Genomic DNA, 20,566 nt, shown 5'->3' on the forward strand with positions numbered 1-20,566 from the left:
GTTGGAATGGGCTGATTCTAGCGCGCTTGCGGCAGATCACTGTTCGGCAGCGCACCATGGCTTCATGCGGGGACAACGAATTCCGCCATGAAGGTACGCGTGGTGTTTTCTGGAAAGGCAATGGTGACCTGGTCGCCCGCCACGGACAGCACGGTGCCGATCTGATAGCGGGGCACGCGCACGCGGCTGCCGACGGCGATCTGGGGCGCCGGTGCCGGCGCAGGTACCTGGACAGGCGCCGGCGGCAACTCGTCCAGGGTGATGGGCGCGGCCAGCGCGGGCGGCGACTGGCAATTATCGCAAGTGCAGCAGCGCTCGAAATCGCCGGCATCGCCAAAGTAATCGAGCAGCAGTTTCCAGCGGCACAGGCCACTTTGCGCATATGCCACCATCTGCTCGAGCGCCTGTTTGTCGCGCTCCTGCTTGTCGACATAGACTTGCGCCAGCTGCGCAAACGAGGGCGTGGCGGCCGAGGGAGCTTTCAAGCTGTAGCCCAGCTTGCGGTCCTGGCGCAGCAGCTTGCCGTCTTTCAAGAGTTTCAGGCACACCTTCAAATGGCCGTCGGAAAACTCGGGCAGGCTGGACGCCAGTGCAGCGAAAGCAAAGGTGGCGGGCAAGTCTTGCGCGGCGGCGACGATGGCCGCCAGTTCGTCAGCCGTGGGATAGTGTTTTGCCAGAAAAAACTGCTGCACCCGCTTGTCCTCCTGGAAATACAGCAAGGTACAGTCGGCGGGCAAGCCATCACGTCCCGCCCGGCCCGATTCCTGGTAGTACGCTTCCAGGTTGGCCGGCACCTGCAAGTGGATGACGAAGCGCGTGTCGGGCTTGTCGATGCCCATGCCAAAGGCATTGGTGGCGACCATGATGCGGCGTTCGCCGTTCATGAACAGGTCCTGGTTGTGCTTGCGCTCGCGCGCCGCCAGCTTGCCGTGGTAGCACGTGACGCTCTCGCCCAACTCCCCCAGCCGCGCCGCCAGGTCCTCGACAGCCTTGACGGTGGCCGCATACACGATGCCCACGCCCGCCGTCTCGCGCAGCAGGCGCAAGACTTCGTCCTGTTTCTCTCCCGCATTCGTGACCTGGATCACGCGGTAGCGCAAATTGGCGCGGTAGATGCCGGTATTGATCACCTGCAGCTTGCGCGCTTCCAGTTGCGCGTCGATATCGTCTACCACTTCGCCGGTGGCCGTGGCCGTCAGCGCCAGCACGGGCGGACGGCCCAGCGCGCGCAGGGCGGCCGCGATTTCCAGGTAGGCGGGACGGAAGTCGTGGCCCCACTGGGAGATGCAATGGGCTTCATCGATGACGACCAGGCTGGGCGGCGAGGCTCCCAGCAGGGACAGGAAGGCGGCACTGGTCAGACGCTCCGGTGTGCAAAAGATGATGATCCTGCCGCCCTGGCCGATGCGGGCGATGGCCTCGTCCTCTTCCGCGCGCGACAGGCTGCTGTTGAGCTGCACGGCCGTGATGCCCAGTTCTTGCAGCTTTTCCAGCTGGTCTTTCATCAGCGAAATCAGCGGCGACACGACCAAAGTCGCGCCGGGCAACAGGGCGGCGGGCAACTGGTAGCACAGGGACTTGCCGCTGCCGGTGGGCATGATGGCCAGGGTGTCGCGCCCGGCCAGCACGCTGTCGATGACTTCCTGCTGGCCCGTGCGCAGCCGCGCCACGCCAAAGACCGAGCGCAGCAGGCGCTGGATATGCTTGCCGGTCTTGCCGGTCTTGCCGGGCTTGCCGGGCTGGCCGGATTGGCCGGATTGGTTCGCTGCACTGCTCATCATTGTCGTCCCGAAAGTAACACTGCGATGCCGGCGCCCCAGCGCCCAGGTGCAGCTACTTTACGGCCGGGCCTGGCGCACCGCCATAGGACGGGCGCCACAGCCGGCGTAGGAATTCAGGAAGCAAACAGGATGGCCCAGAACAGCATCAGCAGACCGGCAATCGACACGCACCAGACGAGCGTGCGCACGACAGGCACGCCAAACGCGTACAGGGGCAAATACAGCACGCGCGCGGCCAGGTACAGAGCGGCGCCGTACAGGGTCAGCGCGCTTTCCTGCGCCGTCACGTGAGCGATCAGCACGGCGGCGGCGAACAGGGGCAGGGTTTCGAACAGGTTCGCCTGGGCCCGCCGCAAGCGGCCCGTCGCCATCGCGCGCGCTCACGTTATAGGCCGTGCCTGTTTCGCGCGTGCGAAACAGCGCGGGCAGCAGGATTTGCAGCAGCGCCAGCACCAAAGTACAGGCCAGCATCGTCAATTCAGGGGTCATCCTTTACCTCTGCGGGTGAGACGGGCAAGCCGTGCCGGCGCATGCCTGTCAGGGTTGGTCGAGTGCCGCTTGCAACTCCATCAAATCATAAGGCTTGCGCAAGACGCTGGCGGAAAAGCCCAGCTCATCCATCGATTCCTTGCCATAGCCCGTGGAAAAGATGATGCGCATGTCCGGTTTATCGCGCAGCACCATGCGTGCCAATGCGATGCCGGACATGCCGGGCAGGCTGACATCCGTAAACAGGATATCGAAGTCTTGCTCGTTGAGCAGATCCCACGCCGCCTCGCCATCGGACACGCCGCTGACCGTGTGGCCCAGCATACCCACCAGTTCGCACACCATCAGCTGCGAATCGAGATTGTCTTCCACCACGAGTATTTTCATCGATGTCGGCATGTCACCCTGCGGTGTTGGCGCATGGCCCGTCAAGTCCAGCCCCGGCGTGCCGCTTCCCCGCACGCTGGCCGAGGTGCTGCCGGCCACCGGCGCGCCGGACCGTTCAAACTGGCGCGCGCGCATTTGCTGCTGGCGGTTGGCCAGCACATGGCGCAGCTTGCGCGCCAGCTCTTCGCGCCGGTACGGTTTGCTGAGCAATTCCACCCCCGCGTCGAGACGCCCTTCGTGCACGATGACATCCTGCGCGTAGCCCGAGGTAAACAGCACGGCGATATCGGGCTGCAACTCGCGCGCCTGGCGCGCCATCTCCGTGCTGCTGACGGGACCGGGCATGATCACGTCCGTAAACAGCAAGTCGATCTGCGCGCCGCTGTGCAGCACGGCCAGCGCGCTTTCGCCATCCTCGGCCTTGAGCACCTTGTAGCCGAGCGCCCCGAGCATGTCGACCACGGTGGTGCGCACGCCCACGTCGTCTTCCACCACCAGCACCGTTTCCGTGCCGCCCGTGACGACGCCGCTCAGCTCCAGTTCCTCGTCCGCTTCCGCCATCAGCGAGCGGGGCAAATAGATTTTGACCCCCGTGCCCACGCCAGGTTCACTGTAGATGCGGATATGGCCGCGGCTTTGCGTGACAAAACCATACGCCATCGACAGGCCCAGGCCCGTGCCCGCGCCTTCCGGCTTGGTCGTGAAGAACGGCTCGAACGCGCGCTGCAGCACGGGGCCGCTCATGCCGCGGCCCGTATCGGTCACCGACAGCATCACGTACTGACCTGCCGGCACGTCGACCAGGTTATGCACATACTGTTCGTCGAGCACGACGTTGCCAAGCTCGATGGTCAGCTTGCCCACGCCATCCATGGCGTCGCGCGCATTGATGGCCAGGTTGAGGATGACGTTCTCGATCTGGCTGCGGTCGATCAGGGTATTCCACAGTCCGCCGCCGCCCACGAGCACGATGTCGATCGCTTCGCCCAGGGCGCGCCGCAACAGCGCATCCATGTTGCGCACCACGCGCGCCAGATCGGCCACCACGGGTTGCAAGGGTTGGCGCCGCGCAAATGCCAGCAAATGCGACGACAGCTTGGCGCCCCGCTCGACGGCGGCAATCGCCGTGTCCAGGCGCTGGCGCATCAAGCCATCCGTGCCCGCCAAGTGATGCAGCAAATGCAAATTGCCGGAAATGATTTGCAGCACATTGTTGAAATCGTGCGCGATCCCCCCCGTCAGCTGGCCCACGGCTTCCATCTTTTGTGCCTGGCGCAAGGCGTCTTCGGCCTTGGTGCGCTCACCCACTTCCTGTTCGACCCGGTGTTCCAGCGTTTCGTTCAATTCATGCAGCGCTTTTTCCACGCGGCGCCGGTCCGTGATATCCGTCTTGACGGCGATCAGGGAACGCGTATGACCCTGCTCATCGACCAGGCGGCTGACATTGCTCGACACCCACACTTGCGAGCCATCGGGCTTCAGGTAGCGCTTTTCCAGCGAGAACGACTCGCCCGTTTCCACCAGGCGCCGGAACAGCACGCCGTTGCCAGGCACGTCCGCCGGATGCATGATGTCGTTCATGTTCAGGCTCAGCAGTTCTTCGGCGGAACGCCCCAGCATGCGGCACAGGGCGCCGTTGACGCGCTGGAAGCGGCCATCGAGGCCCAGCTCGGACAAGCCCACCGAGGCCTGGCCGAAAATGGCCGCCATGCGCTCCTGGCTGGCGTTCAGTTCATCTTCGATGTGGCGCCGCTCCGTCACGTCGAACGACACGCCGACGTAGCGGCGCTGGCCCGGCACGCGGCCGGCCACCACCTCGCCCTGGCGCGCGATCCAGCGCAGCGCGCCATCGGCGGGACGGCGGATCCGGTACTCCACGTATTCGAGGGGATTGGGCGCCAGATCCAGCTTGCTGGGTCCGACTTTTTGCTGGTCGCGCGCATCGACCAGGCTCACCAGCAGGCGTTCCGTCACCACTTCCTCGTCGGCAATGCCCCACAGGCGGCGGAAGGTAGGCGACACCACCATCGCGCCCGTATCGGGGAACCATTCGAAGGTGCCGATGCCGCCCGCCTGCTGGGCCAGGCGCAGCCGCTCCTCGCCTTCCATGCGCTCGGTGACGTCGATGCCTTCGACGAGGATGCCCGTGACCACGCCCTCGTCATCCTTGATGGGCTGGTAGACGAAGTCGATATGGCGCTGGCCCGTCAGCCCGTCCGCCGTCTGCAAATCCACCTTCACCTGGCGCCCTTCGAAGGGCACGCCCGTGCGGTAGACCTGGTCGAGCAGCTCGATGAAACCTTGCGCCTTGACTTCGGGCAAGGCCATTTCGACTGTCTTGCCGAGCAAATCGCGGCGCCCCACCAGGCGCAGATAATGTTCGTTCGCCAGCTCGAACACGTGCTGCGGCCCGCGCAGCATGGCCATGAAGCTGGGTGCCTGCTGGAACAGGGCGCGCAGCAGCGCGCGCTCCTCGCCCAGGCGGCGGTTGGCCTCGCGCACGGCCTCGCCCTCGGCCTGCAAGGTGGTGTTGAGTTCGCCCAGCTCGGCCGTGGCCAGCTTCAGCTGGCGCCCCTCCTCCATGCGCGCCGTCAATTCCAGCGCCGTGCACAGTACGCCATCCACCTGGCCGTCGGCGCCATGCACGGGCGTGTAATACAGGTCGAAACAGACGTCCGTGCGCTGCCCGTCACGCAACAGCGGCAGGCAGCACTCGCGGTGCACCTGCGTCTCGCCGCGCAGCCCCGCTTCGAGGATGCGCGCGTTCCAGTCCCATATCTCGGGCCAGACGGCCGGCACCGTGCCGCCCAGCGCCGCCGGATGGCGCTCCCCGGCGATCTGGATATAGTCGTCGTTGTAAATCATCACGTGCTGCGGCCCCCACATCAGCACCATCGCCATCGGCGAATGGAGGACGATATCGACGCTGGTGCGCAAATTCGCGGGCCAGCCATCGAGGGCGCCCAGGCTGGTGGCGGACCAGTCGCGCCGGCGCAGCAGCTCGCCCATGCTGCCGCCGCCGCGCGGCCAGGCTGGCGCGCTCATGTGGACAGTCCCGCTTGCACGCGCACCTGGCACTGGCGCGGGATGCGCACCGTCGCCACCGTGCCCTGCGTCGCCGTCGAACTGAGCTCGACCGTGCCACCGTGGGCCTTGACGAACATATTCACCGTGTACAGGCCCAGCCCCAGGCCCTGCCCCGTCCTGCGCTTCTCGCCCGCCTGCTGGAACGGTTCGAACAGGGTTGGCAGCAAGGCGGCCGGGATGACACCACGATTGGCGATGCGCAATTCAATGCTGTCGGCATCGCGTCCGTCCAGGGCCAGTTGCACCGGCGTGCCCGCCTCGCCATGCGTGATGGCATTGCATAACAGATTCGAGATGACTTGCGACAACAAGCCCGCATCACATTGCCCGTGCAGCTCGCCCACGCTGCTGATCTCGACCAGCGGGGCCTGGCCCGCCGTCTCGAACTCGTCGACGATAGCGCGCGCCAGCGCCAGGTAGTCGTGCGTGCTGCTGCGCAACTCCATCGTGCCCGAGCGGATGCGCGCCAGGTCCAGCAACTGGTCGACCATGCGGCCCATGCGCTTGGCGCTGCTTTCGATGCGCTGCGCCGTGACGACCACCTTCGGGTGGTCGCTCATCATCGGCAACAGCATGGCGCCGTTCATCACCACCGACAGGGGCGTGCGCAAGTCGTGGCCCAGCACGGCCGTGAACAGTTCATTGAGGTGCAGCGCATGCTTGAGCTCGTCGAGCTGGGCCGACAACTCGCGTTTCTGCTGGTACAACTGGACCAGCACGGCCACCTTGCTTTGCAAGGCTTTCACGTCGATGGGCTTGTACAGGAAATCGACGGCGCCCGCCTCGTAGCCGCGGAAGCTGTAGCTCGGTTCGCGCGACGCGGCCGTGAGGAAAATCAGGGGAATGCTGCGCGTGCGCTCGCTGCCGCGTATCAGCTCGGCCAGCTCGAAACCATCCATCTGCGGCATTTGCACGTCGATCAGGGCCAGCGCCACTTCATGCGTCAACAGCAATTCCAGCGCTTGCGCGCCCGAGCTTGCCTTCAGGATGATAATACCGGGCCGTGCCAGCACGGCTTCGGCGGCGACCAGGTTTTGCGCGATGTCATCAACGACGAGGATATGGATAGGAGCGGTCACGGATCGGTCTTCAGGCATCGTCACGGCAAAATGCCATAATGTTTTGATATGGAAATTAATATTGTTTCAGTCTTTGCATATATATTACACGCACTGTCATGCCGCCATTCACTTGTCCTCCCCGTTATCCAGCAGAGCCAGGCTGGCGGCCATCTGCGGCAAATCGAGCACGCGGTCGGCGCCGGCCCGCTTGAGCGCGGCGGCCGGCATGATGCCATAGCTGGCCCGCTGCGGGTCTTGCACCCAGGCACTGCCGCCCAGCTGCCGCACGCGCGCCAGGCCCGCCGCGCCATCGGCCGAGGCACCCGTCAGGATGATGGCCAGCATGGCGCGCCGGTAGGCGTACGCGGCTGTTTCCAACAGAACATCGATGGACGGGCGCGAAAAATACACGGGCGCTTCCTGCGACAGGGAAAAACAGCCATCGGGTTCGACTTGCAGGTGGTAATCGGGTGGGGCGAAATACACGACCCCCGTCTCCAGAGGTTCCTTGTCCTGCGCCTCGCGCAAGGGCAAGTGGCAACGTTCCGCATACAGATGCGGCAACTGGCTCGAGCGGCCCGGCGCCAAGTGCAGCACCACCACCACGCTTGCGCGGCAGGTGACGGGCAAGGCGCGCAGCACGATGCCCAGCGCTTCCACGCCGCCGGCCGAGGCGCCGATGGCGATCAGGCGCAGGCCGGCGGGCGGTGGCGCGACGTCGCTGGTCGGCAACATGTCAGGCACGCTGGAAGATGCGTTCAGCCGGGCTCAGCTCGTTGAAGCTGGCCGCATGGCGGCTGAAGTGCAGGCTTTCCTTCATGCCCAGGCCCAGGAAGCCCCGGTTCACCAGCGCTTCGTGGAACAGGCCCAGGCTGCGGTCTTGCAAGTCTTTATTGAAGTAAATCATGACGTTACGGCAGGAAACCATGTGCACCTCCGAAAACACGCTGTCCGTCGCCAGGCTGTGGTCGGCGAAAACGAACTGGCGCCGCAAGCGCCGCTCAAAGATGGCGCCCTTGTAGGCGGCCGTGTAATAGTCGGACAGCGAGCGCTTGCCGCCCGCCAGCTGGTAATTCTCGCTGAACTGGGCAATGCGCTCGATCGGATAGATGCCCGCTTCGGCCGCAGCCAGCGCTTCCACATTGATATCGGTCGCGTAAATCATGCTGCGCTCAAGCAAGCCCTCTTCTTCCAGCAAGATGGCCAGCGACCACACCTCTTCCCCGCTGCTGCAGCCGGCCACCCATATCTTGATGGAGGGATAGGTGTGCAGGATGGGCACGACTTTTTCGCGCAAGGCACGGAAATACGCGGGATCGCGGAACATCTCGCTCACTTGCACCGTGAAAAACTGCAGCATCTGCGCGAACATGGCCGGCTCATGCAAGATGCGGTCCTGCAATTGCGACAGGCTGGCGCAGCCGAAGCGCTCCATGGCCTGGCGCATGCGCCGGCGCAGCGACGCGACGGAATAGTCGCGGAAATCGTGCTGATACCGCAGCAGTATTCCCTCAAGCAATAACTTCAGTTCTATATCGAAAATATCGTCATCTAACAACATCCACCTCATCGGATACCAGACCGTTGAACACAGTGCAACGCACACCATGCAGCACTGCCAAATGCTAGCAGATCACTGGCGATTATCCCGCAGGGAAAGTATCAATTAGGTACGCTGGCGTACACTGCGCCATCTTTTTCAGGCATCCACGCCCTTCATCCCTTCCTCCGTGTAGCGCGCGCCCGCTGCCATACCCAAGGGAAAGGCGGCGTTCATCGCCGCCAGTTCGGCCCCGTCCAGATGCACGGCCAGCGCGCCGAGGTTGTCGTGCAGGTAGGCGATGCGCTTGGTGCCGGGAATGGGAATGATGTCGTCGCCTTGCGCCAGCAGCCAGGCCAGCGCCAGCTGGGCCGGGGTGCAGCCTTTTGCGCGCGCGATGCCCTTGACTTGCGCAACGATGGCCTGGTTGCGCGCCAGGTTCCCAGCCGCGAAACGGGGATTGAACTGGCGAAAGTCGCCCGCGTCGAGACTGGCCGCATCGGCAATGGCACCCGTCAGGAAACCGCGCCCCAGCGGGCTGTAGGCGAAGAAACTGGCGCCCACTTCGCGGCAGGCGGCCAGCACGCCCTGCTCCGGTTCGCGCGTCCACAGCGAATATTCGCTCTGCACTGCCGCCACGGGGCAGAGCGCCGCCGCGCGCAACAGGGTGGCGGCACTTACTTCGCACAGGCCCACGGCGCGGATCTTGCCCTCTTGCAGCAGCTGCGCCAACGCGCCCATCGAGTCTTCCAGCGGGGTGTCGAGGTTCAGGCGGTGCAGGTAGAACAGGTCGATGCTCTCCACGCCCAGGCGCGCCAGCGACGCTACACATGCCTGGCGGATGTAGGCGGGGGAATTGTCGACGCGGCGCGCATAACTGCCCGCCTCGCGCGCCAGGCCGCACTTGGTGGCGACCAGGGCCTGTCCGCGATGGGCTGCCAGGAAGCGCCCCAGCAATTGCTCGTTGTGGCCGAAACCGTAGGCGTCGGCCGTGTCGAACAGGGTCACGCCCGCCGCCAGCGCCGCTTCCAGGGTGGCCAGCGATTGCGCCTCGTCCGTCGCGCCATAGAATTCCGACATGCCCATGCAGCCCAGGCCCAATGCCGAGCTGGTCAAGCCGCTATGGCCGATCCGTCGTTGTTGCAGTTGCATGTAGATCTCCCTCACGTTGACTCAATGCAGCCAGTCTAGGTAGCACCGGCTGGCGGGGGAATGCGCGATTTCGTGATACCTTTCTGGTATGAGAGCCCTCGATACCCATGCCTTGACCCTGTTTTGCGCCGTCGCCCGCTGCCTGAACTTCCGCCAGGCGGCGGAACAGTTGCACATGACCCAGCCGCCATTGTCGCGCGCCATCAAGGGGCTGGAAGAGCGGCTGGGCGCGCGCCTGTTCGAGCGCGACACGCAGGGCGTGGCCTTGACGCAAGCGGGCCGCACCCTGCTGCCGCAGGCGCTGCACATCCTCGATTTGCTGGAGACGGCGCAAGCATCGCTGCAGCGTGACAGCGCGCCCGCGCGCCTGCGCCTGGGCCTGACGAGTGCCGTGGCGGCCGGCCTGTTCCGCCCGCTGCTGGCGGCGCTGGAGGGGCAACTGGGCAATATTCGCCTGGAACTGACGGCCGCACCGTCGCCGCGCCTGGTCGCGGCCGTGCGCAAGGGCCAGCTGGACGCGGCCCTGCTTGCCTTGCCCAGCGCCACCTTCGAGCTGACCGTGCAGCCGCTGGCGCGCCAGCCCATGATGCTGGCCCTGCCCGCCGCGCACCGGCTGGCGAAAAAGCGCAAGCTCAGCCTGGCCGACATCGCGGCAGAATCGATTTACTGGTTCGAACGGGCGCGCCAGCCCGCCTTCTTCGACCATTGCCAGGTAGTTTTCCGCCGGCATGGTTTCGCGCCGATATTCCTGCGCGAAGCCCCCGACCACCATGTGCTGCTCGGCGACGTGGCGGCCGGCAAGGGCATGGCCCTGCTGGCCGATTCCTTCCGCGCGCTGCGCCTGGCCGGCGTGGTCTACCGGCCATTGCTGGAAGGCGAGGAATTGGCGGCCGGCATCGGCCTAGCCTGGCGGGAAGAGCACGGCCATGCGGCCCTGCCCCTGCTGCGCCAGCTGGCGCAAGAACATCTGAAAAAATGAGGGCCGGGCACGGATGCGCCAGACGCGCTACCATGGCGCCTTCCCCATTTTCGAGCGCCACCACGACCATGACGTTTACCATCAGCGACGCCGCCTACGGCACCGATACTCCCGCAGCCAAGCAAGCCATGTATGCGGACCTGCGCTCCCAGCTGCAAGGCTTGCTGTCGGGCGAGAGCGATTTCATCGCCAATACGGCCAACTTCAGTTCGCTGGTCTTCAACTCGATGCCGGGTCTCAACTGGGCCGGCTTTTACTTCCTGAAAGGCGAGGAACTGGTGCTGGGACCGTTCCAGGGCAAGCCGGCCTGCATCCGCATCAAGAAGGGCCGCGGCGTGTGCGGCACCACCGTGGTCGAAGGCAAGTCCATCGTCGTGCAGGATGTGCACGCGTTTCCCGGCCACATCGCCTGCGACGTCAATTCCCGTTCTGAACTGGTGGCGCCCGTGTTTGCGAACGGCCAGATCATCGGCGTGTTCGACCTCGACAGCCCCTTGCCCGGCCGCTTCGACGATGTCGACGCGCAAGGCGTCGAATCGCTGGTGCGCGTGCTGGAAGCGGCTATCGTCGCCGAGTAATTAACTAGTTGCCCGCCTTGACGGCGATGAATTCGCCCTTGCCGACCGTCGCCAGGCACGCCGTGTAGCGGCTGTCGGCGCGGATGGCCTCGATAAAACCGGCCATGTCCGCGTAGTGCGAACTGGCGTTGTCGACCACCAGCACGCCGCCGGCCGCCAGCACGCGATCCAGCTGCCGCCACCAGGACTCATATTGCTGGCGCGCGGAATCGAGGAAGATGAAGTCGTAGGCGCCGTCGGCCGCATCGCGCAGCACGTCGCCCGCGTCCGCCAGCAGCTGGCCGATCACGCCCTGCAATTGTGCGCGCACAAAGTTGGCATGCGCCATGTCGAACTTGTCCTGCGCCTTTTCCACCGTCACCACGCTGCCGCCCAGCGCCTGTACCGCGCGCGCCAGCCACAGGGTGGAATAACCATTCGAGGTGCCGATTTCCAGCACCCGCCGCGCACCGCGCGCGTGCACCATCACGGCCAGCAATTCGCCCGTGTCGCGCGTGATATTGAGCATGCGGCTGGCCCGCTCCACATGCGCCGCGTCATTGGCGTTGCCGAATGCTTCCAGTTCGCTTAATAGGGTATCGAGGGTATCGATGCTGTGCATGCCGCCTCCTTGTGCAAAGCATCAGCATAGCAAGAAAACTAGGCTTTGGCACGGCGCAGGGGGCGCTTCAGGTATTGCACCATCACCACGCCCAGCAAGGTCACGCCGCCGCCGATCACATCGTAGCTGTGCAAGGTTTCACCGAGGAACAGCATGGCGATGATCACCGTGAACACGGGCAGCAGATTCATCAGCGTCGTGGCGCGGCTCGGTCCCAGCTTGGCCAGGCCATGCATCCACAAGAACGGCGCGATAATGGACGCGGGGATGCCGGCAAACAGCACCAGCGGCAAGCCGGCGCCGGTCACGGGCGGCGCGGACTGGCTCAGGTAATACACGAACAGCACGGGCACGGCGCACCACACCTGGATCAGCAGCGAGTGCCAGTTATTCAGGGGAATCTTCCAGCGCTTGAGCAGCACGCCATAGCCAGCATACGACAGGCAGGCCAGCAGCATCAGGGCGTCGCCCACGGCCGCGCCATGGGAGATCAGGGCGGCCGGATCGCCATGGCTGAGCAGATAGCCGAGTCCCAGCAGCGACACGAGGCCGCCAAACACGCCGCCCACGGTGGGCGCCTCTTTCAACAACAGCACGGACAGGCCCACGGCCAGCAGCGGCATCAGGGAAGCAAGGATGCCCATATTCGTCGCCGTCGTCGTTTGCGCGGCAATGTAGGCGAGGCACTGGTACATGACCATGCCCAACATGCCCAGCACAAACAGTTTTCCCAGATACGGTTTTACGATGGCCCGCTGCTTCCACACGGCGCGGCTAAAGACCAGCGCCAGCAGCACACCGGCCAGCAGCCAGCGGTAGAACGAGATGGCGGCCGGATCGATCACGCCCACGGCCATCTTGCTGACGATGGTATTGATGGCCCAGATCAGCACGGCGATCACGGGAAACAGGTAATGCCTGGTTTGCATGCAAAGAACTCCAATATTCAAGACCGCCATTTTCGCATGGTCTGATTCCATGGATATAATGAATACCGGACAAATGATGCGAAGAACAGGACAAAGACACCATGGCCAGCAACCAGCATTTCCCCGCCGTTTCCGACGCCCTGCCCTATCCCGTGTACTTTCGCCTCGACGATTACCACGCGCACCAGCAATTCGATTACCAGAGCCATCCGTGGGGCCAACTCACGTATTGCTCGACGGGCGTGATGGAAATCATGGTGGCGGGCCAGCGCTATCTGTCGCCGCCCCAGTACGCCGTGTGGATACCGCCCGAGACCTTGCACGACGGCTATATCCGCCAGGATGTCGTATTTCACTCGGCCTATATCGATGCCAGCCTGTGCGCGCAGCTGCCGGCGCAGCCGTGCGCGCTGGTATTGAGTCCCTTGCTCAAAGCCATACTCGGCGACTTTGCCGAACGCGGCGTCACCACGCCCGCCACCCTGGCCGACCAGCGCCTGGCGCAAGTACTGGTCGACCAGTTGCAGCTGGCGCCGTGCAGCCGCAACTACCTGCCGGGCAGTGACGAGCCCGTCATCGCGGCGCTGCTGTCGGCCCTGCAGGCGGAGCCGGGCAGTAATCGCTCACTGGCAGAGTGGGCCGCGCAACTGCATGTCACGGAGCGCACCCTGGCCCGGCGCTGCCAGCGCGAACTGGGCATGCCGTTCGGCGAATGGCGCCAGCGCCAGCGCTTCCTGGCCGCCCTGCCCCTGCTGGAACAGGGAGACACCGTGCAAGCGATCGCGCTGGAACTGGGCTACAGCACGGCTTCCGCTTTCATCGCCATGTTCCGGCGGCAGAGCGGCGGCACGCCCGACCAGTTCCGCCGCGGCCTGCGCTGAAAAAGCGGACCAGGGCTGTCGGCTTTGTCATATGGGAATGCTAAAATTCAAACATCTTTCCAGAGAGCAAAAGGACGCGCATGAACCCCAGCACCGACACGGCCACCGATACCCAAGGCAGCGAGGACATGCCCCAGGCGTCAGCAATGGCCGTAACGGCGCCAGCGCCCATCAAGCTCGACAAGGAAGAGATACCCACCGTCCTGGGCAAGCTGCGCACCCTGGTGCAGGACAAGACGCGTTTCGAGCCGCACGACATTACGCCGCTGGGCGAAGAAGACGTGCTGCAGGCTTTTTCCCTGCAAGCCAATTACGCACTGGAAGCGCGCTTCGAGCAGCGCGTCATCAATGGCTATTTCGCGCCAGCGGGCAATGACTGCCACTGTGGCTCCCACGAAGTGGGAGCACTCGCTCACGCGCAGGAAAAAGAGCGGCTGCGCCGCGCGGCGGGCAAGCTCGACAATGACTTGCGCCAGGCGGGCCAGGCCTACAACGGCGTCGAGTCGGGCGTCTACCTGCCGCATGCCGTCAAGTACTGGCACCTGGACACTTGCAGCAACTGCATCGGCAAAGGCCGCATCAGCTGCCACACCTGCCACGGCGCGACGACGGAAACCTGCTGGAGCTGCCACGGCGGGCGCACCGTCAGCTGCGACGCCTATGGCTGCTACGGCAGCGGCAAGGTATCGTGCTCGTATTGCAGCGGCAGCGGCACGGTGTCCGAGCAGGTGACCGACTACATCACGGTGCAAGTGCCCACTACCACCTACAGCAACGGCAGCTCGCACACCAGCTACCACAGCGAAACGCGGCCCCAGTACCGCACCGAATACCGCTCTTGCTACCATTGCAGCTACGGCAAGGTCAGTTGCAGCACCTGCCACGGGTCCGGCAACATCAATTGCGGCACCTGCCGCGCCAGCGGCAGCGTCACCTGCCGCACCTGCAGCGGCGTGGGCGACTTGCGCTGTAACCCCTGCGACGGCTCCGGCAAGGTGGGCAAGGCGGCCTGGGTCGACGTGCACGTGGCGCCCGGCTACAGCGTCAGCCTGCCCAAGCAGGCGCCCGACGACGCGCGCCGCATCCGCGACAAGGAAAGCGTGCACTCACTGGCCGCCATCGCCAGCAGCCTGACCCTGGCGAAAGTGAGCATTTACAATGAAGACCAGCCGCAGGAAGTCGACGCCCTGTATGCGGCCAAGCTGCGCATCGTGCGCCTGGACGCATCTTGCAACGCAGAAAAGCACCACCTGGTGGCGTACGGCACGGACTTGCGCTGGCTGACCCTGGACGAGATCGTGGAAAAGCTGCTGCGCGGCGACCTCAAGGCGCTCAGCGATGCGCTGGCCGGCAGCGCCGACGACGGCCTGTTCTCGGCCCACGTGCAGGGTTTATTGACGCCGCTGCGCGACGTGGCCGCCTCGGAACTGAACGCGGACGTGATCGAGTCTGTCCTCAGCGGCGACGCGGACCACGCGCACGTCGATGTCGTCTCCGCCGACTATGCGCAGAATGTGCGCACCTGCGTGCTCGGCGCCCTGCGCCAGGTCTACACGCGACTGGCCAAGCAATTCTGGTGGAAAAGCGCGCTGGCCGCCCTGGCCGCCGCCATCGCCACCTGGTTCTTCGCCGGTCGCGGTGCGGCCGCCGTGGCCGGCTTGCTCGTCACGGGCGCCGGCTACTGGCTGTTCAACCGCAAGGTGAAGGCCGTGCTCAGCGAGGCGCTGGGCGGCGAGCAGCAAGCCGAGCGTGCCATGGGCATCGCCGGCAAAGGCCGCCGCAACCAACTGGCGCAAGTGCTGATCCTCGTTCCCGCCAGCCTGGCCGTGCTGGCCGCCAGCTATGGCTTGCCCGTGCGCGTGCGCCCGGTTTCCGCGCCGCCACAGGCGGCCATGGCGTCCGTGCCTGTCGCTCCCCATGCGCCGGCCGCCGTGCCGCCGGACGCCAGTAGCGCCAAAGCCGTCAAGCTGTACGAAAATGGCGACAAGGCGCAGGCGCTGGCCATGCTGGAAAGCCTGGTCGGCAAGGGCGACGCCGGCGCGTATGGCCTGTATGGCTGGATGCTGCTGATGGGCGAAGGCAAGCCCGGCCCCGTCACGGCGCCCACGGCGCAGCAGCGCGAAGCGCGCCAACTGGCCGCCAAGCCCCTGATCGGCAAGGGCCTCGTGAAGAACGACAGCTATGCGCTGACGGCGAAAGGCGTGATGCTGGCCGAAGGCTGGCAGGAACCGCGCAACATGGCGCGCGGACTCGACCTGCTGAAACAGGCCGCGAACAAGGGCAATGCGCAAGCCATGCACTTATTGGGGCTGTACCATGTGCGCGGCTACCAGATCCCCGTCAACCACAAGGAAGCGCGCAAATGGTTCACCCTGGCCGCCGACAAGGGCAGCGCGGGCGACATCTACAACCTGGGACTGATGGACTGGGAAGGCGCGGGCCTGAAACGCCCCGACCGCGCCAGCGCCATGCAGCGCTGGAAGATCGCCGCCGCCATGGGCGAGGAGCGCGCGGTCAAGGCCGTGGCCCAGGGACAGCCTTAAGGAGCACCTGAGAAAAAGCCCATGGCGTTGTTGCGTTGCCTGGCCGTACGTTCGTACTGCCTGCGGCAACGCGCCTAGCCCTGAGCATTTTTCAGGCGCTCCAGCAGAGCGGCGGAAAAAGTCGCCGCTTTTTGATTTTTACACCGCCGCCAGCGCCTGCAGGGCCATCGGGTTCGGCGTCGGCTCGCCGACTTTGGTCAGCAGGTTGCGGTCCGTGTGGTGGAACGGTTCATCCTTGCCACGGATCAGCATGACTGTGTCTTCGTCGTAGCCCCAGGTGCCGTCGGCGTGGATATCGACCTTGATGCGGTATTCGACGGTGGTGAACGCATGTTCGAGGAAAGGGTTCGAGCAGATGCCGTAGGCCGTCGAATCGCGCTTGGCCACCAGTTCGAAACTGGTGGCGTCCGCCGTCGTCGTACCGGACGCCATGGCGATCTGGCCGCGCGGGATGGCCAGGGTCTGGATCACGGCGCCCGTGGCCGGCTCCCACAGCCAGTAGCCCACCTGTTCATGATACGTTTTGACCTGATCCGGCTTGGTGATGTGGATGTAGTAGCGCAAGCCGTAGAACAGTTGCGGGCCGTTGGTGACGGGGTCGATCGGTTGCAGTTCGATGCGCTCGACGAAAGCCTGCTTGCGCGGGCCGTCGGCCTTCGGCTTGACGTCCAGGCCGCGCGTGCCTGTCCAGATGCCGGCCATGCCGGTCAATGGGCCCAGGTTGTTCAGGGTGTGCACGTCGGCGGACGGCTCGGTATAGATATCTTCGGGAAAATCGCTCATGCGGAAATCTTCAAAATGGGGCAACAGTGCTTGCCGCCATTGTAAGATGCGCGCCGCCCGGCGGCAAAGCGCCAGCCGTCAGGGAAACTGCGTAGTGTGGCGCTCGATAAACAGCAGAGCCGCGGCAGCCAGCGCGGGGCGCTGCGTTTCAAACACGGCTGCATCGCGCGTTTGCAGCAGGTTGGCAGCCACCTCGGGCAGGCCCAATGCACCGGCGATGATCGCCGCCACCGCGTCGATATTCGAGTACAGGGCGCTGTCGAAGCCTTCCCAGTCCACATAGGCCAGCCACTCGGCCAGCGTGAGCACGCATGCCACTTCCGGCGCCAGGGCCGCGATACGTTCGGCACGCAGCACGCTGTCGCTGCGGATGCCTTCGTGCTGCAGCACGGCCAGCGCCACGTGCTGCAGCGCGTCTTCCGGATCGCGCCGGTACTTGTTCAGCAGACGCTGCGTCAGCGTGTAGCGCTCGGCATCGATGCCGCGCAGGGCGGCCGCCACGTCACCATCATGCAGCGCCAGGTGGCGCGCCGCGCAAGCGACATCCACGCCGGCTTTCGCGGCGATGATATCGGTGAGCTGCTGCCGGCGCGCGTCATCCATGCTTACACCAGCGGCGCGGTCGAGCCGGTCAGGGTGAAGATTTCAAAGCCCGTTTCCGTCACGGCCAGCGAGTGTTCGAACTGCGCCGACAGCGAACGGTCTTTCGTCACCGTCGTCCATTTGTCCGGCAAGACCTTGACCTGGTAGCTGCCCACGTTGAGCATCGGTTCAATGGTAAAGATCATGCCCGGTTCCAGCACGATGCCCGTGCCGGCGCGGCCATAGTGCAGCACTTGCGGCGTGTCGTGGAAGACCTGGCCCACGCCATGGCCGCAGAAATCGCGCACGGAAGAAAATCCCTGCGCCTTGGCCACCGCTTCAATGGCGGCGCCCACGTCGCCCAAGGTAGCCCCGGGACGCACGGTGTGGATGCCGGCCATCATGGCGTCATACGCCGTGTTGACGAGGCGATTGGCCAGGATGGAGACGGCGCCCACCTTGAAGGTGCGGCTGGTGTCGCCGAACCAGCCGTTGAACTTCGGCGTCACGTCGATGTTGAGGATGTCTCCCACTTTCAGTATCTTCGTTTCGGACGGGATGCCGTGCGTGACCACGTGATTGACGGAAATGCAGCTGGCGTGCTTGTAGCCGTGGTAGTCGATGGTGCCGGGGATGGCGCCGGCGGCGCGCATGAACTCTTCGCACAGGGCGTCGAGTTTGGCCGTCGACACGCCAGGCTTGACGAAAGGCGCGATGTAGTCGAGCGTGTCGGCGGCGATGCGGCCGGCCGCGCGCATGCCGATGAAACCTTCTTCGTCGTGCAGGGGGATTTTCTTGCCGTGTTCAAGCTGGGTGGAATAGCGCATGGTTTTCTTCTTGGTTAGTGTGTGGTGTGAGCAGCCCAGCCGCGCACGGCATCGTGCGAGGCGCGCAGCATGGCGTCGACGCTGGCAGGTATCGGCCGCTCCTGGGTCAGGTAAGGCTTGACGACGGCCACGGGGGCGTCGATCAGGACAAATTTGAGCAGCATGTGATCGAGGTCCAGTTCCGTGGTGGCGGGCATGGCTTCGGCGCAGCGGACAAAGCAGGCGTCGAGCGCGGCCTGCTCTTCTTCGACGGCGGCCAGCAACTCCTCGCTGAGGCCACTGCTGAAATCGGGGCTGTCCGCGCATTGCAGCAGGAAGCGCGCATACACGGGCTTGCGCCGGCACCAGTCCAGCAAGCCGTGCACGCCGGCCCAGGTGTCGCCACCGAGCCAGCGGCTGGCCACTTCCTCGCGGAAGTCGCTCTTCACGCGCAGCCAGGCGCGCGCCAGGATGGCGTTGCGCGAATCGAAGCGGTGATACACGGAGCCGATGGGCGCACCGGCCTTGACGGCGATGGCGGCCATCGAGACGGCACCCACGCCGCACTGGGCGGCGACGGCAATCGCGCTGTCGATGAAGTTGTTTTCGTTGAATTTGGCTAGTCTGACCATTCAAATAGAATACAGATTCTATTTGAATCCGTCAAGCGCTCCCGTTTGGAAAAGACGGGACAAACAAGAGTTGCCTCGCTGCCTTACAATGGTATGCACGAACCGCCACAAGGAGAATCCGCTTGCTTACGCCCCCCTTCATCGCCTCCTCCCGCTTCGACGATCCACGCCTGGCGCTGGAACAAGTGCAAGCCATCTACCGCAGCAGCATCGAACACTTGCGCGATGCGCTGCAGCGTTTTGTCGCCGGCGAAGACATGCACGAAAGAGTGCGCGCCTGCTATCCCTTCGTGCGCATCCAGACGGACACCGTGGCGCGCGCCGACTCGCCGCTGGCCTACGGTTTTGTCGCCGGCCCCGGCGTGTTTGAAACCACCCTGACGCGCCCCGACCTGTTCGGCGATTATTACCTCGACCAGTTCACCCTGCTGCTGAAAAACCATAACAGCGGCCAGAAGGTGCACCTGGAAGTGGGCGTGAGCGCCCAGCCCATTCCCGTGCACTTCTCGTTCGCCGAGCATGACCATATCGAAGGCAATATGGACGCGGGCCGCCGCCTGGCCATGCGCGACCTGTTCGACCTGCCCGACCTGTCGGCCATGGACGACGGCATCGCCAACGGCACGCACGAACCGGCGCATGGCGAAGCGCAGCCGCTGTCCCTGTTCACGGGGCCGCGCGTGGATTACTCGCTGCAGCGCCTGCGCCACTACAGCGGCACGTCGCCGCAGCATTTCCAGAACTTCGTCCTGTTTACCAATTACCAGTTCTACATCGATGAATTCATCCGCCTGGGCCACGCCATGATGGACCGCGCGCCCGATACGGCCGCGCCATCGGACGACGATGGCTATATCGCCTTCGTCGAACCGGGCAACGTCGTCACGCGCCGGGTCGGCCAGACGGTCGAAAGCGAGGATGCGCTGGGCGCCGCGCCGCCGCGCCTGCCGCAGATGCCCGCCTACCACCTGCTGCGCGCGGACGGCAGCGGCATCACCATGGTCAATATCGGTGTCGGCCCCGCCAATGCCAAGACCATCACCGACCATATCGCCGTGCTGCGCCCGCACGCCTGGCTGATGCTCGGCCATTGCGCGGGCTTGCGCACCACGCAAAGCCTGGGCGACTACGTGCTGGCGCATGCGTATGTGCGCGAAGACCATGTGCTCGACGAAGACCTGCCGCTGTGGGTGCCGATCCCGCCGCTGGCGGAAATCCAGCAGGCGCTGCAAACGGCCGTGGCTGAAATCACCCAGCTGACGGGGCACGATCTGAAGCACATCATGCGCACGGGGACCGTGGCCAGCACGGACAACCGCAACTGGGAACTGCTGCCGCAGCGCACGCCGGAGCGCCGTTTCAGCCAGAGCCGCGCCATCGCGCTGGACATGGAAAGCGCGACGATCGCCGCCAACGGCTTCCGCTTCCGCGTCCCCTACGGCACCCTGCTGTGCGTGAGCGACAAGCCGCTGCACGGCGAAATCAAGCTGCCCGGCATGGCCAATCACTTCTACCGCGAGCGGGTCGACCAGCATCTGCGCATCGGCATCCGCGCCGTGGAACTGCTGCGCCGCCAGGGCGTGGACAGGCTGCACAGCCGCAAATTGCGCAGTTTTGCCGAGGTCGCGTTCCAGTAACACCCGCCATGCGCCACGTCAGCCGCCCTTACCGGGCGGCTTTTTTTTGCCCGCTGCCCTGCCCCGGCAACGCCGTTTGCACCACCGTTATCGGGCGTCCATATCGTCACAAAAAAAC

18 protein-coding genes are annotated in these 20,566 nt (G+C 64.8%); 5 read left to right on the forward strand and 13 right to left on the reverse strand.

What is annotated here, in order from left to right:
* Nucleotides 1-62: 62 nt before the first annotated feature.
* The 7 genes from O3297_RS14430 to O3297_RS14460 all read right to left on the reverse strand — a co-directional run bounded on the left by O3297_RS14430 (nucleotide 63) and on the right by O3297_RS14460 (nucleotide 9,491).
* Nucleotides 63-1,781, reverse strand: coding sequence for an ATP-dependent DNA helicase RecQ (locus O3297_RS14430; RefSeq protein ID WP_305048997.1), 1,719 nt, complete (start codon nucleotides 1,779-1,781; stop codon nucleotides 63-65).
* Between the two features lie 113 nt (nucleotides 1,782-1,894).
* A complete protein-coding gene (locus tag O3297_RS14435; protein ID WP_305048998.1) occupies nucleotides 1,895-2,152 on the reverse strand; it encodes an MAPEG family protein in 258 nt (85 codons plus the stop codon).
* Nucleotides 2,153-2,318: 166 nt separating this feature from the next.
* On the reverse strand, nucleotides 2,319-5,702 hold the full coding sequence (locus tag O3297_RS14440; protein ID WP_151096636.1) for a PAS domain S-box protein: 3,384 nt from the start codon (nucleotides 5,700-5,702) through the stop codon (nucleotides 2,319-2,321).
* Nucleotides 5,699-6,823 (reverse strand): hybrid sensor histidine kinase/response regulator, encoded by a 1,125-nt coding sequence (locus O3297_RS14445; RefSeq protein ID WP_070281153.1) that lies wholly within the window; start codon nucleotides 6,821-6,823, stop codon nucleotides 5,699-5,701. The genes O3297_RS14440 and O3297_RS14445 overlap by 4 nt, the downstream gene beginning before the upstream one ends.
* 108 nt (nucleotides 6,824-6,931) lie before the next feature.
* Nucleotides 6,932-7,540, reverse strand: coding sequence for a chemotaxis protein CheB (locus O3297_RS14450; RefSeq protein ID WP_151096638.1), 609 nt, complete (start codon nucleotides 7,538-7,540; stop codon nucleotides 6,932-6,934).
* 1 nt (nucleotide 7,541) lies between these two features.
* On the reverse strand, nucleotides 7,542-8,366 hold the full coding sequence (locus O3297_RS14455) for a protein-glutamate O-methyltransferase CheR (protein ID WP_200880276.1): 825 nt from the start codon (nucleotides 8,364-8,366) through the stop codon (nucleotides 7,542-7,544).
* A 138-nt stretch (nucleotides 8,367-8,504) separates the two neighbouring features.
* Complete coding sequence (locus O3297_RS14460) at nucleotides 8,505-9,491, reverse strand: aldo/keto reductase (protein WP_099394712.1); 987 nt, start codon at nucleotides 9,489-9,491, stop codon at nucleotides 8,505-8,507.
* A gap of 94 nt (nucleotides 9,492-9,585) precedes the next feature.
* Between O3297_RS14460 and O3297_RS14465 the strand changes: the two genes are divergently transcribed.
* Together O3297_RS14465 and O3297_RS14470 are read left to right on the forward strand one after the other, a co-directional pair.
* On the forward strand, nucleotides 9,586-10,476 hold the full coding sequence (locus O3297_RS14465; protein ID WP_305048999.1) for a LysR family transcriptional regulator: 891 nt from the start codon (nucleotides 9,586-9,588) through the stop codon (nucleotides 10,474-10,476).
* A 68-nt stretch (nucleotides 10,477-10,544) separates the two neighbouring features.
* On the forward strand, nucleotides 10,545-11,054 hold the full coding sequence (locus tag O3297_RS14470) for a GAF domain-containing protein (protein ID WP_370385430.1): 510 nt from the start codon (nucleotides 10,545-10,547) through the stop codon (nucleotides 11,052-11,054).
* 4 nt (nucleotides 11,055-11,058) lie between these two features.
* Here O3297_RS14470 and O3297_RS14475 read toward each other — a convergent pair whose 3' ends face one another.
* Nucleotides 11,059-11,655 (reverse strand): O-methyltransferase, encoded by a 597-nt coding sequence (locus O3297_RS14475; RefSeq protein WP_305049000.1) that lies wholly within the window; start codon nucleotides 11,653-11,655, stop codon nucleotides 11,059-11,061.
* A 38-nt stretch (nucleotides 11,656-11,693) separates the two neighbouring features.
* On the reverse strand, nucleotides 11,694-12,584 hold the full coding sequence (locus tag O3297_RS14480; protein WP_092606507.1) for a DMT family transporter: 891 nt from the start codon (nucleotides 12,582-12,584) through the stop codon (nucleotides 11,694-11,696).
* Nucleotides 12,585-12,685: 101 nt separating this feature from the next.
* Between O3297_RS14480 and O3297_RS14485 the strand changes: the two genes are divergently transcribed.
* Both O3297_RS14485 and O3297_RS14490 read left to right on the forward strand, forming a co-directional pair.
* Entirely contained in the window at nucleotides 12,686-13,465 is a 780-nt protein-coding gene (locus tag O3297_RS14485; protein ID WP_305049001.1) for a helix-turn-helix transcriptional regulator, read from the forward strand.
* Between the two features lie 80 nt (nucleotides 13,466-13,545).
* Nucleotides 13,546-16,008 (forward strand): tetratricopeptide repeat protein, encoded by a 2,463-nt coding sequence (locus tag O3297_RS14490; protein ID WP_305049002.1) that lies wholly within the window; start codon nucleotides 13,546-13,548, stop codon nucleotides 16,006-16,008.
* Nucleotides 16,009-16,146: 138 nt separating this feature from the next.
* On the opposite strand, the gene O3297_RS14495 is transcribed toward O3297_RS14490, so the two are convergent.
* From O3297_RS14495 to O3297_RS14510, 4 genes are all read right to left on the reverse strand, one after another.
* Nucleotides 16,147-16,791 (reverse strand): FABP family protein, encoded by a 645-nt coding sequence (locus tag O3297_RS14495; RefSeq protein WP_070260323.1) that lies wholly within the window; start codon nucleotides 16,789-16,791, stop codon nucleotides 16,147-16,149.
* A gap of 78 nt (nucleotides 16,792-16,869) precedes the next feature.
* Nucleotides 16,870-17,394 (reverse strand): hypothetical protein, encoded by a 525-nt coding sequence (locus O3297_RS14500; protein ID WP_305049003.1) that lies wholly within the window; start codon nucleotides 17,392-17,394, stop codon nucleotides 16,870-16,872.
* 2 nt (nucleotides 17,395-17,396) lie between these two features.
* Complete coding sequence (gene map / locus O3297_RS14505) at nucleotides 17,397-18,200, reverse strand: type I methionyl aminopeptidase (RefSeq protein WP_176376279.1); 804 nt, start codon at nucleotides 18,198-18,200, stop codon at nucleotides 17,397-17,399.
* A 14-nt stretch (nucleotides 18,201-18,214) separates the two neighbouring features.
* A complete protein-coding gene (locus tag O3297_RS14510) occupies nucleotides 18,215-18,811 on the reverse strand; it encodes a TetR/AcrR family transcriptional regulator (protein ID WP_034783384.1) in 597 nt (198 codons plus the stop codon).
* Nucleotides 18,812-18,933: 122 nt separating this feature from the next.
* Between O3297_RS14510 and O3297_RS14515 the strand changes: the two genes are divergently transcribed.
* Nucleotides 18,934-20,448: an AMP nucleosidase gene (locus tag O3297_RS14515; RefSeq protein ID WP_070281173.1), complete on the forward strand. Its 1,515-nt coding sequence runs from the start codon at nucleotides 18,934-18,936 to the stop codon at nucleotides 20,446-20,448.
* The last annotated feature ends 118 nt before the right edge of the window (nucleotides 20,449-20,566 follow it).

Origin of the sequence: Janthinobacterium sp. SUN128, from assembly GCF_030587275.1 — a bacterium.
Classification (GTDB): Bacteria; Pseudomonadota; Gammaproteobacteria; order Burkholderiales; family Burkholderiaceae_D; genus Janthinobacterium; species Janthinobacterium lividum.